Origin of the sequence: Porphyromonas somerae, assembly GCF_022845615.1 — a bacterium.
Lineage (GTDB): Bacteria > Bacteroidota > Bacteroidia > Bacteroidales > Porphyromonadaceae > Porphyromonas_A > Porphyromonas_A somerae.
The window spans coordinates 2,522,547-2,540,601 of sequence record NZ_AP025559.1; the positions used below are offsets into that span (position 1 = coordinate 2,522,547).

Consider the following 18,055-nt stretch of genomic DNA (forward strand, 5'->3'; position numbering starts at 1 on the left):
GGTGTCGCCTATTTATTTTTCCCATCCTTCGTTTTGGATGAGCTTGTGATTGATCTTAAATAGTACTTGAGGAATACCCCACACAAAGCGGTAGTCACCGGCTGGGATATTGAGATGAAGGTCGTACTCTTTATTGAGTACCTCTCGCTCTTGAGGGTCGTGACGATTGACTCCCATACCCCACCTGCGGAGGTCCCAAAGGCGGAAGCCCTCGAAAGCGAGCTCGCGGGTACGCTCATCACGGATCTCCTGCTGTAGGTCGGTGCCAAAGAGGTCTACGCTCTCCAGCCCTCTGGATACCTTGAGCTGATTGAGGTAGTCTAGAGCCTTGGCATTATCGCCACTCTCATAGGCCGCCTCAGCTGCAATCAGTACCTGCTCGGCATAGCGGAAAGGCTTTGGTGCCTGTAGCCCATTGGGCACATAGCCACCCCACACTTGGCTATCAAGGTCGGAGTAGGCTTTATTACCCTTAAACTTAGAGACTACCCATACCACGTCCTGAGAGGTGCGACCGTAGTCGGCAGGGGTGATAACGGTCATGGCCTCCTCAAAGTACACCTTACGGCGGAGGTCACCCTCCTGATAGAATTCCTTGAGCCAGCCGGCTGGAAGGAATGGAGGAGTATTGATCGCAATATCTCTGTGTTTATTCTCTCTCCACCATCTATTGGCCTCGAGGTTGGCACCGTAAAGACCGAGGGTACTTGGAAGTTCGTCGGGCTTACTGATAAATGGCTGATAGATCTGCTCCCGTCCGGTATCTTTGTGCCACATTGCCTCAATAGCCGTTACACCTGTGACATCCATCTCGTCGGGCTTAGTGAGGCTGTACCTCTGGGTATTGATGAGCTTCTCTGCAGTGGCGAGAGCCTCTGGCATCTTGCCCATATAGAGGTAGACACGCGACTTGAGTGCTGTAGCCACATCTTGTGAGATATAGTCTGCCCCCTCGGCTCCTGGTGTGGAGGTGAGTAGCTCCTCGGCTAGTGTTAGCTCTTGTAGGATAAAGTCCCACACCTCCTTATTGCTGGCACGAGGGTACATCGTGAGGGGATCCACCTTTTTCACCAAAGGCACGCAGAGGTCGGTCGCGGCACTCTCCTCCTTGTAGGGTACGCCCCAGCGGATTGCTAGACTATAGTAATAAAAGGCTCTAGCAAAGTGAGCGTGCCCAGCGTAGGTATCGATGGTTGCCTTGGCTGCTTCGGGGTTCTGCTCCTTATTGATGTCGTAATTGCTTAGCCCATCGAGGAGCGTATTAGCATCGGCTAATGCCACATAGTAGGAGTGGTAAAGCCCATCAAAGGTGGCCTCATCGGCTCTCAGACTGTGCCAGCCGTGGAAGGCGCCGTAGCTATTGTGCATAATGTGCATATTGAGCATATCGGCCTGTACCTCCTGAGGTAGGGTGGCGGAACCACCAAAGAGCCTAGTGCGTAGCAATATTGTGGTGCCATTGTCCCATGCCTTCAGCCCATCCATATCGGCAAAAGACTTCTTGAGTGGGATATAGTCTAGTGGCTCTTTATCTAGATTGCACGATGCTAGGAGTAGCCCCAGCAGTGCTATAGAGATCACTCTGTATATATTATTTATCTTCATATTCTCCTGTATTTCTATCATTAGAAGCCTAATTCAAAATTAACGCTCACCTGCTTCGTATTTGGGTTAACTCCCATAGATACACTGTGATTGACCTCTGGGTCAATACCTTGGAACTTAGTAAAGGTGAGGAGGTTACGGCCAGAGAAGAATATCCTTGCCGACTTGATCACCTCCTGACGCTCTATCCACTCACGTGGTAGGTCGTAGCCGATAGTGAGGTTTTTAAGTCGCATAAAGGAGGCATCTTCGATCAATCCACTATCAAGGTAAAGTGAAGCGTGCTGCTTATTCTTCTCTCTCTGGTAGGCTAGACTTGGGTAGTCGGCCTTATCGCCTGGTTGCTTCCAGTAGTTAAAGAGCCTACGGGAGGCATTGAAGTTGGTACTCTCAAAGTTGCGCACATTGGCGTCGCTCTCATAGTACTGACGGTCTACTGAGATCATGTGCTTGCCAAGAGCAAAGGCAAAGTTGGCACTCATGAAGAAGTTGCCATATCTACCCTCTAGTCCCCAACCACCAGTCATCGGAGTGAAGGCTGGGATATCGGTATTCTGCTCTAGTGAAGCGGTGTATTCATCAGCGAGTTGATCGTGGTTCATCGTCTTCTTCATAGGGTCTACCCCAGGCTTAAACCACTCTGGGCGACCTGTCTCGCTATTCACCCCTTTGTAGATAGGCATGTAGAAAGTAACGGGCTTACCCACTTGGTAGGCAAGGGCAGTCCCTGGCTGCAAGAAGGAGTCGCGACCGCCAAAGAGAGAGATCACCTTGTCTCTATTGTAGTTGAAGTTGAGGAAGGCGGTGAGGTAGCCCTTCTTCGCCTTGACGAGGTCTAGATCGAGCTGAAGGTCGATACCTTGGTTGAGGTAAGCCCCTTCGTTTTGGAGGTTGTAAGAGTAGTCGTACTGCCCAATACCAAAGCCCGAAGTGAAGTCGAGAGGCACCTCGAATAGCATATCTGTGGTGAGCCTGTGGTAGTACTCTATGCTCAGCCCGATGCGGTCCAGCATCCTACTCTTGAAGCCCACGGTGAGCTTGCTCTGCGTCTCCCAGCTGAGGTCGGGGTTACCGGTATTGGCTAGGCCCAAGCCCATCTCGCCCTTGTATTGACCACTGCTACCAGCGTATGGCTCAGTGTAGTAGGGAGGAATAGAGGAGTTACCCTGTGTACCGTAGCTCGCCTTGAAGTCGAGCTCATCAAGCCACGCGACCTCTGAGAGGAAAGATTCATTCTTCGCCTTCCAAAGCAAACCAACCGACCAGAAGGTGGCGTGTCGCTTATTCGGACCAAAGCGCGACGAAGCGTCGTTACGAATCACTAAGTCTACAAAGTAACGGTTGGTATAGTTGTAGGCAAACTGTCCGAAGAAGGAGAGGAAAGCATAAGAGAGGGTGCTCTCACTAAACGACTTGTCCTTGGTCACCATATTGAGTGAAAGGAGGTGGTCGTTTTTAATCCCTGCGCCCGAAGCAGAAAGCCCATCATCGTAGTAATTGATGTACTCCTGACCGAGGAGGGTGGTCAGTCCGTGATCCCCTAGGTCGAAGTCGTAGGAGATGGTATTAGTGGTAGAGAAGTTGATCACCTGCCCAAAGGAGCGAGACGAAGAGCCATTGCCATACGCTTTGCGGTAGCTTGGCTTCACGCGTGCAAAATACTTGCTGTAGCCCATCTCCACACCCGCCATCGACCGAATAGTCAGATGCTTGATAGGGGTGATGGTGAGATTACCATTGGCCGAGAGAAGGAAGTTCTGCGACTCTGCTGGCTTCTTATCAATCTCATACCCTGGGGTACCGATGCCCAGTACATCAATGTAGTCTAGCTCCTTGCCATTCTTATCGTAAGGCGATACGAAGGGGAGGTTGAGGGCACCCATACCGCCCAGTGCACTCTTAGGGCCGAGGGGTGAGGTTTGGGTCCAGTCGTAAGAGACATTGGTGTTGAGCCCTAGGCGGATATACTCATTGAGCTCAGAGCTAAGATTGAAACGCGCAAAGACTTTGTCGTACTTCGAGCCTTCGCGAAGACCCTTTTGCGACATTCCGCCACCCGAGAGGTAGTAGCTGGTCTTATTAGTACCGCCTGAGATAGAGAGGTCGCCTTGGTAAAGGGGTGCCTTCTGGTAGATATAATCGTACCAGCGGAAGTCGGTATTCCCGAAGTGCTCTGCCCTAAAGGCGTCCCACTTCTCTTGGCTCTCAAAGAGACCTGTCTCTACATAGTACCTACCTAGCTCCTCGCCAGTCATCAGCTGGTCGAAGTAAGAGGTATTGGCAAGTGTAGAGACGCCATACTGCCCACGCACATTGATTGCAGCACGCTCCCCCTGCTTGCCTCGCTTAGAGGTGATGTAGACAACACCATTGGCCGCCCTCGCACCATAGATAGAGGTGGCGGAAGCATCCTTTAGGAATTGCATGCTCTCAAAGTCATTGGGGTTCATTGCACGGATAGCAGCGGTGCTAATAGGCATGCCATCGAGGATGAATAGTGGCCCCGTACCTGCTCCTAGCGACCCTTGTCCGTGGAGGGCAAGGGAGAGCTGCTGAGAGGGCTCACCAGAGTTGGAGTAAACTTGCAGACCAGAGACCTTACCCTGAATAGCATCCAGAGGGTTGGCATTGGGCTTGCTAGAGAGCTCCTTGGCACTGATCTTCACCACCGAAGCGGAGGTATTGGTGATCTTACGGGTCATGTACCCGATCACCACCACATCGTCCAGTACTTCACTATCTACCTGGAGGTGTACCTCCATGCCATTCTGTGCCGGTAGCTCTACCGTCTTATACCCCACATAGGAGATAATAATTACATCACCTGCTTTGACAGGGAGGGTAAACTGACCATCCAGGTTGGTGGTAGTTCCCTTGGAGGGGTCTGCCTTGGCACGTACCGTCGCACCAATTACTGGCTCACCCAGTTCGTCATATACAAGTCCCCTGATGCCCGAAGTCGTCTGTGCCGAAAGCCCGATCACAGCTAGTAGACTTATCAATAGGAGACAGTACCAGCGTCTGTGTCTCATAAAAATTATTCGAAATGATATATGTTTGTTGTTTATAATAGTTGTGTATAATACTCTGCCGTCACTTGCATCCTTTTGTGGATGCATAGCTCATTCTCTAGGCTGACCAATCTTTGTTGGTCAGTGAAGCGATGGTGCCCCTTGAAGGCACTCAGTATAGGTTAGTCGTAAAAAGCGAATAGTCGAGGATTTGGGATACCTCTAGCGTGGTGTGGATATTGTGCCCACACCTTAATTTATCTATTACAGAGCAAATAAGCATCCTGTCGCTTGATTTGTCGCCACAGAAAGTCTATTGTCTTGACCTGAAGGATAAACATCCTTGATTCCATCGGCCCAATCATTTTGATTTATTCGCTAAAGATAATGTAAACATTTGAATCAATGCCCAAATATACTATATATTTTTAATATGCAACCCATATTACCATAATAAATGCTTTTGTACTCTTTAATAGACTTAATATATATAAGAAGCAAGGCGGGCGTGGCGACCCTATAAATGGAGTCCTTGCCCGAGATCACCCTGCCCTTTTCGGACAGGTCAGACAAGGCAGACAGGTCGGACGCCATGGAGCACCCTGGCGGGTGCTTTTGGGGCATCCCCTATCTAACAAAAAACTGAGTTGCAACTAAGCTTTTGCTTTGTTGCAACTCGTCATTTGCTTAGTTGCATCTCGCCGATCGCTTAGTTGCAACTCAATTTTTGCCCTCCTCCAATGGGAAAATGTGTGGGTGTTTATTTAGAAGAAAACCCCTTCGGGCTTCTTGCTACTGTGCCCTGCGTCCTGCGTCCGACTTGTCTGATCTGTCCGACTTGTCCGATTAGGTGCTATTTGTGAAAAATACTAGTGCTGGGGGAGGATGAGGTGGAGGTGGCGGAGGGTGGTTTGGTACTGTTCGAAGGTGGGCTTGAAGGGGAGGGTGGCGGAGGGGTGGTGGAAGCTGGTGGATTGTTGCATCGCCCAGTTATCGACGTTGGCGACGTTGCCCCACTTTGAGCGGAAGGAGCCATCGGCGGGGGTGGTCGGAGTGGCGGTCGTTGGGGCGTTTGAAGTGGAGGTGGGGGAGGCGGAGGATTGGCGGTAGCTTTGGAGTAGCTTGATCTCTTGCTGGTACTCTGTGAGGAGGAGGTAGGGGTAATCGGCCTGATACTCTGCTGGTAGGGCTTGCTGTAGAGCGAGGGCTGCAACCCACTGCTCTCGCTGGTAGAGGAGGGGGCGGAGGGTGAGGAGGGCAGCGGTCTGCCATTCGCTCTCGGGAAGCTGTAGAAGTTGTTCGGTCGCTTTCTGGAGGTGGAGGGTATCGGGCTGCTGTAGTGCCGAGCGGTAGGTGATGTAGGCTTGCTCTTCGACAGTATTGCCAGTGGGGCTACCGCCTAGCTCGACGGTGGCGGTAAAGCGCTCCCATTGGGAGGGACTTTTGCGGGAAAGGTAGTGCAGGGGTGCTTGGGCGGAGGCATCGAGGTGGTGCCACAATCGGGCGGCACGGTAGGCGAGAGGGCTCTTGGGTTGTTTCAAGAGTTCCTCTAAGTGGTGAATGGTGTTGAGGGTATCGCCTTGGGCGAGGGCAATGACTGCTTGTGATGCGGGGTCAGGATTGGACCAAAGGGCGAGCAGGCGACTCGCCTCGGTGGGGTTGTCCATCAGTAGGTGGGCATTAATCAGCTGTAGGGTGTCGGTGGCTCTCTCAAGGAGTGCCAGCCCATCACCGAGTAGTTGTGCCACTCTTTGGGTGAGGGGGTCATTAGTGGGTAGGCGGTGAAGGAGGTCGGTGAGTTGCTGTTGATAGACCCCTTTTTCGTCGTATAGGTAGAGGGTTTTCGGGGGACGAAGCGAGGGGGGAGAGGCGAGTAATTGTGCCTCTATTTCTGCCACTTCTTGCTTTAGAAAGTAGTGTTGGTTGTAGCTTTTTGCCCTATTCAGTAAGGAGCAGCCCGCCAGTAAGCAAGGGAGGAGGAGTAGGGTGAGGAAGGCTTTGGAACCACGCATCTCAGGCAGTTTTGGGGCGGGGTAGGGCTTTGCAAAGTAGAAAGACCACGGAGAGTAGGATCACTGAGAGCACGCCTGTGGGGAGATTGAGGTAGTAGCTAGCAAAGAGGGCGATGAGCACGGTGACGGTGCTGAGGAGGGTGCTCCCGATGATGAGCCTCTTGAAGCTATGGCTGTAGCGGCTGATGGTCATTTGTGGTAGTGTGAGCATACTCATCACCATCATGATACCCATCACGCGGATGCTGAGGACGATGCCGATACAGATCCACACCATCATGCCGTACTGGTACAAGCGGTGGCGCAGACGGCGTATCTGCATAAATTCGGGGTCGAACGAGGTGTAGAGCAGTGGCCAGTAAAAGAAGCCGAGTAGCAGTGCCGTGACGACTACATAGATGCCAAGTAGCCAAAGCTCTAGTGGAGTAACGAGTAGGATATTGCCAAAGAGGAAGCTACTGAGGCTGGGGGTATACCCTGGGGTGAGGAAGGTGAAGAGGATGCCGAGAGCCATCCCGAGCGACCAGATGGCGGCAATGGCGGAATCTTCGCGGACGGCTCCTTTGCGGCTCAGCCACTCTACCCCTAGCCCGCTGAGGATAGCGGCTCCAATGGCGTAGAGGAGTGGGTTTTGCCCCAAGAAGAAGCCTAGCCCGAGCCCCGCAAAGGAGCTGTGGGTGATGCCACCCGAGATGAAGACCATTCGGCGGACTACTACAAAGCTGCCCACGATGCCAGTGATCAACCCAGTGAGTAGCACGGCAATGGCAGAGTGGGTGAAAAAGCTGTAGTTGAATAGTTCTAGCATCGTTTACGCCTCTCTATTGAGTTGTTGCTCTAGCTGAGTGAGAATGGTCTTGGGAATCGGTAGGCGACGCAGTCGGATGCTCCTTGCCCATGCCGAGACCTCCTCGGGGCGGAGGGTTTGGAGTACCTCTTGCCACTCTTGTAGCTCGCCGGGGGTGTAGTCCTCTCCATTGCGCTGGCGGAAGCGGTCTAGCTCCTGATCTTCGAAGTAGACGATGTGGGGCTTCTGCTTTAGCTTGGCATGGAAGCATTCTGTACCGCCACAGCAACCGCTGCAGCTATGCTCTGGTGTGTGGCAAGGCTCTTGTGGTACCTTCCCATCGTTGGCTTTGAGCATCTTCCGTAGGTAGTAGATTCCCAGCACTGCTAAGGCAATGAGGAGAACCACTACTATTATTGTTATGACGAGTCCCACCCCTAATGTCATTGTTCCATTCATATCTCCTTTATTTATATAGTGCAAAGTTACAGATATTTTTCCAAGGCGAGACACCACCGTTTTTGGCATCGTTTGGGGGTCTATAGATAAAGACCCCTCTGCCGAGGTCCTTCTGCCCTATCTGAAAGGAGCTAAATGTGTCTATTTGTTGGCGTTGTTTTACCCCCACCCCTCTACTCGCAAAACACGAGGAGACTCAACCGCCTTGAGCTGCGATTGAGTCTCCTTTTTCTAAAGCTCGTCCAAGATAGACGAACTTATAAACCCTACTTTGGCAGGTCAAGTGGAGGCTGTCCGACGGCTTGTCGTAACGTATTAACCAGTAAGGCTAAGTCCACATCGCCCATCTGTGCTGCGAGCTTGAGCGGAGTACGAGGTGCTACAGTCTTGCGCAGTATCGGATTGGTCAGATTTCTATACCGATCCGAGAGCGATACAAGCGTATCGATGAGCTCCGGGTAGCGGTCTAGCATCGCCCCCACTTTGGTCTCAGGGGTGATGAGTAGAGGTGTCGTATCAGTCATAATTCAGAAGCGTCCTAGAGCCTTCTAGTTGCCGTAGCTCAGTAATATCTTGAGAGCACTCAACGACCCCTAGATAGTTACCCTCGGGGTCACGCACAGCTGTGTACTCTATATAGATAAATCGCCCACGGAAGTTGCCAATCCAAAACTTAGCACAGCTCTGGCGACCACTCTTGAAGTCGGCAAGGATAGTCTCTACGACATGGACACTTTCGGGCGGATGACACATACGTACATCTCTACCGATGATGGATCTATTGCGAGCGAAGACTCGCTTGGGGCTGTGAGAGTAGAAGCGTACCTTATCGTCTTTGTCCACAAAGGTGATGTCAATTGGGAGGTGGATGAGTAGAGCCTCTAGTTCCGCGACACTAAAAGCACCCGTGGAGAGCCGTATAGCATCATGGCTCTCGTACTGAAAGTGCAGGTTGTCCGCCTCCACGTCTGGTTGCCATACAGTCTGCGGGTCATATAGGCAGTATCCAAACTCTGGTGTCTCCTGATAGATGTGATACCACTCAGCCTCTGTCAGTAGGTCCAGTGTCATTGGGAAGAGGATCATCTCCTCTTTGGTGATCATGCTGTCCAGCATCTCCACTGCAGGGTCAAAGGTCTCTACGATGTGATCTCTCAGAGATGCCGTATCTGAGATCTCTCCAGAGAGTACTGCTATGGCACTCTTGAGTAGCTTCCTAATCTCATCGTGCTTGCCCCACATGACTACAGGAGGTCCAGTCACTCCATGCTGCTCTAAGTATGGGAAGAGTAGGTACTCCTTGCGCAGATAGTGCTTGTCTACATCCATCAGTCGGTTGAAGATAGATCTCAGACTTAGCAAGAGCTCCGAGAGCGGATGCTCGCAATGCTCCCCTTTGATCTCTTTTGCCAAAGCATTGTACTCGGAGACTACCTCCCCTAGGGCTACATTCTCTGCTCTAAAGGTGTCAATGGGATGCCCCGCAGGCACCTCTTTGGCTCCACTCACATCTATAGCTCCCTCTAGGATCTCTGAGTGGTGGTCGCAAAAGATCTGTATCTCATCTGTCGATAGTAGTCCCTGATCTATTAGCTCCTGCTCCACAGCGACGACCTCTTGGTAGGGGATAGTGTGGAGGAGTGTGGAGAGTTGCCGCTTGAGAGTTTCGGGCTGCTCTCCTTGATGTAAGCGCAGGAGTATCTCTTTGAGCATCGTCTTGCGCTCATCTGGCGTGTTATGTAAGAATTCGCTCATATTTCACTGATCGTTTAACGTGAATTTATATTAGTCTAGCCAAGACATGATGGCTATCCCTTAGGCTAGTTGACCACTAGCAAATATACATATTTTGGTCAGATTATAAGAAATTTATCCCCCGTAATTTCCGTTTGCTTCGTGAAGCTTTCCGATTTCCTTGGGAGAGATTGAAATCTGCGGAGATGTAAGAGTCACTATGAAGTGCGGTTGTGGTACCATATTATGATGATTTATTCGTACATTTGTCTTTAACCGCGAGTAATGAATTCACCTTAAAGGAGACAATACATAATGAATGAATTGAGATACAAGCGAATCTATGAAACTCCAGTTGAAACAGATGGGTTTCGCATTCTTGTGGACAAACTATGGCCGCGAGGGATGAAAAAGGAAAATGCTAAAATTGATTTATGGGCTAAGGAGATCTCACCATCAGATGGACTTCGAAGATGGTTTTCCCATACTCCTGAAAAATATGATGAGTTTAAAAAGAGATACAGACAGGAATTGTCAGAGAACTCGGCATCACAAGAGTTTAAAGATTTGTGTGTGCAGAAGTTGCAAGATCATAACGTGACCCTTCTGTATGGTGCAAAAAGCGAGAAATGCAATCATGCTGTTGTTTTGAAAGAGTGGTTGGAAGAACATATACACCAGTAAGTGTATAAAGAGGTGCAAAATGGCCTTACGACCCCGGCTGAGGGATTGGACAACCAATGGAAGGTCTTCGCGTTTTTTGAATAAATGCTAGATGAAGTTGTCCGACCCGCAAGGGGTCGTGTATGTTTGTTGGCGTTGCTTTACCCCCGGTCGTTCGGGCTATGCCCTCCGACTCTGGGGCTACGACAAATCGGACCTCTCCGAGGTCCTTCAGCCCCGTCTGAAAGGAGCTAAACGTGTCTGGGCAAGTGCTTATTTAAGCGTTATCCGTGCTATTTTGCGGTGAACCCTTTGTACTTATGGGGATAATTCTCTATCTTTGTAATGAATTATATAGACTATCCAACCAAATTCAATACTGACAGTTTATGAAAGATGTAGCTACTATCCTGAAAGAGACCAAAAAGGCGATGAGCGAGACCATCGACTTCCTAGATGACAAATTGGCTAAGATACGTGCCGGCAAAGCGAATCCCAAATTGCTTGATGATATCCGTGTCAATTATTATGGCAATCCTACCCCACTCAATAATGTGGCGAATGTATCGGTGCCAGATGCGAAGACGATTATCATCACCCCTTGGGAGAAGAATATCATCCGTGATATTGAGAAGGCGATCATTGATTCTGACCTTGGCATTATGCCTGAGAATAATGGCGACTTGATCCGAATTGGAATGCCACCACTCACCGAGGAGCGTCGTCGCGACCTGGCAAAGCAAGTGAAGGGTGAGGCGGAGCAGGCCAAGGTGAGTGTACGCAACGCTCGCCGTGATGCGATTGATACGCTCAAGAAGCAGGTGAAGGATGGCATGCCTGAGGATGTCTCTAAGTCTGCTGAGGGTGATATCCAGAAGATGCACGACGACTTTATCAAGAAGATTGATCAACTCTTTGCCGCTAAGGAGAAGGAGATAATGACCGTATAACTACGATGCCATGACCGGCTTAGTTATCCAAAATAGAGGGAGTCTGTACCAAGTAAAGATGGCAGACGATGAGAGCTATAGCTGCAAGCTGAAGGGGAGTTTCAAGGTGAATGATATCCAGACCACCAACCCTGTGGCGGTGGGTGATGTTGTTGACTTTGAGCTACCCGAAACAATGGAAGAGGCGAAGGGGCAAGAGCATATGGGGTGGATCACTAAGATTCATCCGCGTACCAATTACATTATCCGTCGCTCCTCCAACCTCTCCAAGCAAGCACATATATTAGGTGCCAACCTCAGCCGAGCCCTCCTTTTGGTTACGGTCAATTATCCAGTTACCTCCACTACATTCATTGATCGGTTTTTAGCTACAGCCGAGGCGTATCGGGTGGAGGCAGCCCTTGTCTTTAATAAAGCGGATCGCTACAATGACCACGAAGAGCGTAAGCTCAATGAGCTGATGAGGCTCTACGAGGGCTTGGGCTACCGCTGTTTCAAGATATCGGCGAAGCATGGGCAAGGAATGGAGTCACTGAAGGAGTATATCTCCACAGGCATTACTCTGCTTAGTGGGCACTCGGGAGTGGGGAAGTCTACCTTTATCAATGCCCTTGTGCCTGGGGCCAATCTCCGCACTCAGGATATCTCCGAGGCACACAATATGGGGGTGCACACCACCACCTTCTCCGAGATGATCCCCTATGGTACTGAGCCCGATACCTATCTCATTGATACTCCTGGCATCAAGGGATTTGGCACGATAGAGTTTGAGCGCGAAGGGGTGAGCCACTACTTCCGAGAGATCTTTGAGCTGGGGAAGCAGTGCCATTTCCACAATTGCACCCACACGCACGAACCTAAGTGTGCCGTCTGTGAGGGGCTCAACAGAGGCACCATCGCACGCTCTAGATACAAGAGCTACCTCAGTATCTTGCAGGATGAGGATGAAGGGAAGTACCGTCTGTAAAGGGGTATAAACTCCTCTTCCAAACAAACCTTCTCCAAATAGTCACGTCTAAGAGTTATGAATAAGTATATTTGGAGTTTACTGGCCCTTGCCTGCTCCTATCTTGGAGCTGTGGCACAGCAGCCGACAAAGGGCGATAGCTATGAGACACTGGTGATGCGCTACTACGATTACTACGAGGCTCAGAAGCCCGATAGTGCAGAACTGGTGCTCCGTGAAGCACTCACACGCTATCCCGATATGGAGAGCAACTTTGTGCTCCACGGCAATCTTGCCGAACTACTTGTGGCAAGGCAAGACACCTTATCCGCTATTTCCGAACTCACAGAGGCCCTTCGGCTACAGCCCGAGGTGACGCAGCTCCGCTCTCGCCGTGCTGAGTTGTACGAAGGAGTGGCACGGTATCAAGATGCCCTCCTCGACCTCGACCAACTCATCCAGCAGAAGCCGGAGTGGGAGATCCCTTTATATAATAGAGCGAGGGTTCGCTCCGAGTTAGGGCTTCACAATGGTGCTATCCACGACCTGGAACAGATACTAAAGCTCAATCCCGAGGCCTATCTCCCTCGCATAGCACTCGCCAAGGAGTATCAGCTATCTGGTGACCCGCTTTCGGCGGAGAAGCTACTGACGCACCTGATAGATAAATTTCCCAAGATTCCCAACGCTTACCGAGCATTGGGCTGGATGCTATTGGAGCAAGACCGCAAGGCGGAGGCCCTCGATAGGGTGCGGCACGTGATACAGGAGCTGAAGGTACCGACAAAGGAGGATTACCTCTTGCGAGGAGCGATCTGGAGCAAGTATGGAGAGAAGAAGGAGGCAGAGGCCGACTTTGATCGAGCAAAGGCACTTGGTGCTACGGACGATGAAATTAAAAAGGTAAGACAATGAAGAGATTAATTAAGTGGTTACTGATCCCCGCACTACTCGTTAGTGCCATCGCAGCGTGGGGCAAGATAGAGAAGACAATGAAACCGACTGAGATAAATATTACCGCTGAGGTACGAGCCCTCAATAGGCTATACACCAATTATGGGCGTGCGCTGACGGAGTACGATAGCTCCAATGACGCCTCTACCGACACCCTCCTTTGGAGTCCCGAGAAGACGAGGGAGGAGAGCCGGAAGTTGCTCACCCAGTTGCTCCATCAGAGAGAGCTCCTTCGGCTACTTCCTAGCGAAGAGCTTAGCCGTCAGCAGCGTGTAGAGCGGTGGGGCTTTTATCTCGATTCCTCTAAAAACCAATACTACAATCTACTGGAGATACTCCATCAGTTTGTCTCTAGTGACAAGGAGCTAAAGCCTTTGCTCACGAGTGAGCTAGAGGTAGCTCTGCAGAAGGAGTTCTACCCAGAGGCATTGCAGATAGTGCGGTATTTCAATCTCCAACTTGATGAGGTGAAGCTCAAGGAGTACCGCCCACGCTTTGCCGAGACCGATGAGGGGCATTTGATAGATATGTGGCTCCTTCGCTACCGATTGATACACGAACTAAGGGAGCTGGAGATAAAGCTTTCGGATGACCACGCCACCGAGCTAGATGAGCAGTGGGCTACTATGGTGGTTCCTTTTGAAAAGGAGGGAGAGCGGCTGCTCACTCAGCTCAAGGGGAGTGCCTACGAGTCGGAAGCCGAGCAAATCTATCAGGAGTATCTAGGTGACCGCTTGGTTGCGATCCGACCCGAGGTGGTCAATACCGCTACTGGCGAGGTGCGTATCAAGGTTTTTGGTATTCTATCAAAGCCGAATAAGTTACAGAGGAGTGGAGGTATCACCATTGGTGAGCTCCCTAAGGGGATTGTCCGTAAGACCTTCACCGACCAGCTCTCAAAGCCGGCTCTCTACGCTTATTCTCTTGAGGAGGAGCAATACCGCACCTATTTCACCTACGAACTTCTGAAGGTCTATACTTACAATCTGGAGAATTATTGCAAGCAGATAGAGGTGCTGGACCGTGCTACTGGTGCCCCTGTGCCCAACGTACGGATTGATCTAATGGATGGAGATCGCAAGGTATTTGCCACGATGGCGACCGATAGTGAAGGACGAGCTTTACTCCAGAGCAAAACAAATTATTACTGGGCAGTGGTGAAGGATCCACGGCTGATGCGTGAGGAGGAAATCTATATTAATGAACTACCAAGAGCTCAAAAACAGAGAGAGATAAAGATTACACGATTCTACACCGACCGCCCTATCTACCGTCGTGGGCAGGAGGTTAAGGTGGGCACCGTCACCGCTAAGTACAACAAAGGTGATGACCGACACGTTTTGCCCTTTGAGCCTCTGACGATTAAGCTCCAAGCCTACCACAACTTCGACTTGGTTACCCTCGAGACAAAGAAGGTGACCACCAACCAGCACGGTGTGGCGGAGCTTACCTTCACCCTACCAGAGGATCAGGATCTCTCCAACTTCCAGCTCACCTCTAAGTGGGGCAATAAGGAGTTAGAGGTGCAGGACTACAAGCGTAGTTACCTCCAGGTCTCTATAGATAGTATCCCCACTGGTTACCTCTATGGCCATCCGATGAAGTTCTATGGGCAAACGACCGACCTCAATGGGCTACCTACGCCAGCTACCGTGGAGCTTCTCTATGGAGGTGATAAACGGATAAAGGTGACTTCGGGTGCCGATGGTCACTTCGTCATCACCACGCCAGCACTGCCTGAGGAAGAGGATGAGTATGGAGATAGGATTGAGCTATCTGCCTCAGACGCTTTCGGCAATACCGCACGCACCTCTCGTCACCTAGAGCTACTCGATACCGATATGCCCCTGGTTGCGGAGTCCCTTACCGATGAGGACACCTCTATTTATAAGGAGCAATTCACGCTCTCTACTACCCTCCAGCCCTATAATCATCGGTTGCTCGGGGATATCTCCGACCGCGTTATCTCTGCCTACTTGGTGAATGAGCAGGATACCATTTCGCTAGGCAACCTCCCAGTGAATGGCGAGCAACAGTTCTCCCTTCCTAACCTCCCTAGCGGTGGCTACCACCTACAGCTCCGCACGGTAGATGGGTATGGAGAGGAGCAGCGAGACGAATCCTACCAAAAGTACTATTTCTATAGTTCCAGCGATACTCAGCTACACGATAAGTACCCAATTTGGGCTGAGTTCCTTCCCGATGGGGCACTTCTCTTTGGTTCGAGCAACGATCAGCTCATCATCCTTTCTCTTGAAAAAAAGGACAAGACTATCTACAACAAGACTATCTACAAGGAGTACATCCAGGTGGTAGCTGGCACGCTTTACAAGCACACGCTACCACAAGTGGGTGCCGAAAGAGTGATGCTACAGTCGCTCCGTAATATGGAGACGAGGGTAAAGCGATTGGACCTACCAAAGGAGGAGGTCGCAAAGGAGAAGGCGAAGCTCGAAGGCTTTGCTTTCGATGAAAGCATTCGCCCAGGTAGTGAGGTGGAAAAACGGATCAAGGTGATTGGTAAGTCGGGACAACCGCTCGCCAGCACTCCGGTCTTTGCCACTGTTTATGATAAAGCAGTCAATGATGCTGCTTTGAGTATAGGGGCTATGCCATGGATTTCTATTGAGAGTGGAGTAATGCTCGAGAATAACTTGGAGGGAGCCCTCTATGGGGCTCGGGCTCCACTCCGTCTGATGGCGGTAACCGAAGTGGCACCAATGGAGATGAGTAAGCAGGCAGCCCTAGATGAAGTGGTGGTTACTGAAGCACCTGAGGAGCCGGCTCTCCGCACCAACTTTGCCGAGACAGCCTACTTCTCGGCACTCCTTGAGACCGATCAAGAGGGTGAGCTACTTCTGAAGTTCAAAGCCCCCGACACGCAGACTAAGTATGTTGCTTACCTCTATGCCTTTAACGACAACCTCACCGAAGAGATCTTGGAGGATACCACCTTAGAGGTCTACTCGCCACTCAGCATAGAGCTTTCCACCCCACGTTACCTCGTTTGGGGCGACCGCCTCGATGGCTCCGCTCAGATACGAAATACCAGTGACCAAAGCTACACTCCCACTTATGTGATTACCTCTGGTGCTGCACTATTGGCAGTGGGAACAATTGAGGTGCCAGCCCACGAAACGGTTAGCGTCCCCTTTAGCATCACCGCTCCACAAGCAACAGAGCTCCAATTACAGGCGAAAGTCACTTTGGGCGACCTGAGTGACGGACTAGAGCGGGTGATTCCGCTGATCAGCAACCTCTCCACCTACACGGTGGCGCTCCCTATTTCACTCTACAAGGAGTCGCAAGTGACCCTTACCCCACCAAAGCAAGAGCTCGCCAGCAGTGACCTGATGCTCCAGCTTTACTTAGATCCTATCCAGTTGCTTCTAAGCAAATTGGCCATTAGCCACAGAGAGAGTATCGAGAGTGACCTTTCACTCTTCGGAGAGCTCCACTTCTATAGCGTCTACAGCCGTCTTCATAGTTACCTCAAGTCCAATCCCAAGCTGGCAGTGCGTCTACAGAAGGAGGCGAAGGAGCTGAGCTTGATTAAAGAGAAGCCAGCACACTGGAGCGACCGAATAGCCGACCCTCAGACCTTAGCCAGCTTCTACCAATTCATCACCAATGAAAAGGCACTTACAGAGCGATTAGCTCAGATAGAGAAGAGCATTCAGAGCCACGCCGTCGCGGGCGGAGGCTTCCGCTATAGCCTCAAGACGTTGCACGCTTCTCCTTGGCTCACCCATTATATACTAGAGCAATTGGGAGGCTTGGAGGTGACCAATCCGGAGCTACAAAAGAGCCTACAGGCCGCTCTTCCTTACTTGGCTAAAGAGCTACAGAAGGAGGGTAACTACTACGCGGACTTCGTCGCCTTTGCACTTGTTGCGCACCAATATAGCTACCCACTGCCCGACTTTGGCGAACCGATGAAAAAGCAAGTGGATGCTCTCCGAAAGGGCTATCAATCTGCTAGCAATAGCACGATGCTACGATTTGCGGAGTACAGCCGGATCTATGACCAACCCGAGGTCTACGCCCAGGTGCGTCAGTTTATCAAGGAACGCAGTGGCTACACCTTTAATGACGATGAGAAGCTCACCCTCATGCTCTTCCTCAATCAAGATGAGCCAGAGGTGAGCCAAGAGGTGGTGAAGTTTGCCTTGCAGGTGAAGCAAAATGCCATTTGGTATGACCAAGCGATCGTACGGGTGGCACAGCTGATTCTTGATAAGGTGACCCCCACCACCATTAGCGACCGTGCCACACTCACCATCAATGGCGAGCGCTACCAGCTTTCGCCTACGGAGCGAGTGACCGGCACCCTAGCAGTGCGGTACCCCGCCAAGGAGGGGGCGCTCACGCTCACCTGGAGTGGTATTCAGAGCGATTATATCTTTGGTGCCCTCTCCTATCTCGTGACCGAACCGAGTGCTAAGGCCACCCCAACGGGTAAGCAGCTGACGATTGAGAAACAGCTCTACGTCCGCAAGGTCGATAGCAACGGGAAAGAAAGCTTTACCCTAGCTACCAACGTGCAGAAGGGCGATAAGCTGATAGTCCGCTACCTCCTTGAGGCAAAGCAAGACCTCAGTCTGGTCACCATACAAGACCCACGCCCAGCTGCGGCGGAGATGGGCTACGACTTTGAAGGCTTCCGATTGGCTGATCGCCTTTGGTTCGACTATAGTCGTCGCGACAATCACGATCGACTATACATCGACTACCTACCACGCGGACGCCATCAGATAGAGCTTGAAGCGGTCGCTACCCAGAGCGGTCACTTCACCTACGGCCCCGCCCAGATCCAGAGCTACTACGCCCCCGAGTATGCTGGTAACTCCTCCGGCGGCTCTCTCGAAGTGGCGAGATAACATCCCAACACATATATATATGGTAAACGACCCTTGTGGCTGCACCCCTGCAAT

The 18,055-nt window shown here is 51.1% G+C and carries 12 protein-coding genes; 5 read left to right on the forward strand and 7 right to left on the reverse strand.

Features of this window, described 5'->3' with window-relative positions; all coding sequences use genetic code 11:
• Positions 1 to 12: 12 nt before the first annotated feature.
• The 7 genes from MWL85_RS10630 to MWL85_RS10660 all read right to left on the reverse strand — a co-directional run bounded on the left by MWL85_RS10630 (position 13) and on the right by MWL85_RS10660 (position 9,629).
• The gene (locus tag MWL85_RS10630; RefSeq protein WP_244400693.1) at positions 13 to 1,605 is read right to left on the reverse strand and encodes a RagB/SusD family nutrient uptake outer membrane protein; all 1,593 of its coding nucleotides are present in this window, start codon (positions 1,603 to 1,605) and stop codon (positions 13 to 15) included.
• Positions 1,606 to 1,625: 20 nt separating this feature from the next.
• Positions 1,626 to 4,637 carry a SusC/RagA family TonB-linked outer membrane protein gene (locus tag MWL85_RS10635; protein WP_244400694.1) on the reverse strand — a complete coding sequence of 1,004 codons (3,012 nt, stop codon included), beginning with the start codon at positions 4,635 to 4,637 and terminating at the stop codon, positions 1,626 to 1,628.
• Positions 4,638 to 5,485: 848 nt separating this feature from the next.
• A complete protein-coding gene (locus tag MWL85_RS10640; RefSeq protein ID WP_244400695.1) occupies positions 5,486 to 6,628 on the reverse strand; it encodes a hypothetical protein in 1,143 nt (380 codons plus the stop codon).
• 1 nt (position 6,629) lies between these two features.
• Positions 6,630 to 7,436, reverse strand: coding sequence for a metal ABC transporter permease (locus MWL85_RS10645; protein ID WP_244400696.1), 807 nt, complete (start codon positions 7,434 to 7,436; stop codon positions 6,630 to 6,632).
• Positions 7,437 to 7,439: 3 nt separating this feature from the next.
• Positions 7,440 to 7,874, reverse strand: coding sequence for a FeoB-associated Cys-rich membrane protein (locus MWL85_RS10650; RefSeq protein ID WP_244400697.1), 435 nt, complete (start codon positions 7,872 to 7,874; stop codon positions 7,440 to 7,442).
• A gap of 266 nt (positions 7,875 to 8,140) precedes the next feature.
• Positions 8,141 to 8,398, reverse strand: coding sequence for a DUF1858 domain-containing protein (locus tag MWL85_RS10655; protein ID WP_018028617.1), 258 nt, complete (start codon positions 8,396 to 8,398; stop codon positions 8,141 to 8,143).
• A complete protein-coding gene (locus tag MWL85_RS10660; RefSeq protein WP_244400698.1) occupies positions 8,391 to 9,629 on the reverse strand; it encodes a DUF438 domain-containing protein in 1,239 nt (412 codons plus the stop codon). Before MWL85_RS10660 ends, MWL85_RS10655 begins: the two co-directional genes overlap by 8 nt.
• 294 nt (positions 9,630 to 9,923) lie before the next feature.
• Between MWL85_RS10660 and MWL85_RS10665 the strand changes: the two genes are divergently transcribed.
• The 5 genes from MWL85_RS10665 to MWL85_RS10685 all read left to right on the forward strand — a co-directional run bounded on the left by MWL85_RS10665 (position 9,924) and on the right by MWL85_RS10685 (position 18,001).
• The gene (locus MWL85_RS10665; protein ID WP_244400699.1) at positions 9,924 to 10,292 is read left to right on the forward strand and encodes a DUF488 domain-containing protein; all 369 of its coding nucleotides are present in this window, start codon (positions 9,924 to 9,926) and stop codon (positions 10,290 to 10,292) included.
• 410 nt (positions 10,293 to 10,702) lie between these two features.
• Positions 10,703 to 11,221 carry a ribosome recycling factor gene (frr, locus tag MWL85_RS10670; protein WP_371440868.1) on the forward strand — a complete coding sequence of 173 codons (519 nt, stop codon included), beginning with the start codon at positions 10,703 to 10,705 and terminating at the stop codon, positions 11,219 to 11,221.
• A 10-nt stretch (positions 11,222 to 11,231) separates the two neighbouring features.
• The gene (gene rsgA / locus MWL85_RS10675) at positions 11,232 to 12,188 is read left to right on the forward strand and encodes a ribosome small subunit-dependent GTPase A (protein ID WP_244400700.1); all 957 of its coding nucleotides are present in this window, start codon (positions 11,232 to 11,234) and stop codon (positions 12,186 to 12,188) included.
• A gap of 57 nt (positions 12,189 to 12,245) precedes the next feature.
• Positions 12,246 to 13,082: a tetratricopeptide repeat protein gene (locus MWL85_RS10680; RefSeq protein ID WP_244400701.1), complete on the forward strand. Its 837-nt coding sequence runs from the start codon at positions 12,246 to 12,248 to the stop codon at positions 13,080 to 13,082.
• Positions 13,079 to 18,001: an alpha-2-macroglobulin family protein gene (locus tag MWL85_RS10685; RefSeq protein ID WP_244400702.1), complete on the forward strand. Its 4,923-nt coding sequence runs from the start codon at positions 13,079 to 13,081 to the stop codon at positions 17,999 to 18,001. Before MWL85_RS10680 ends, MWL85_RS10685 begins: the two co-directional genes overlap by 4 nt.
• The last annotated feature ends 54 nt before the right edge of the window (positions 18,002 to 18,055 follow it).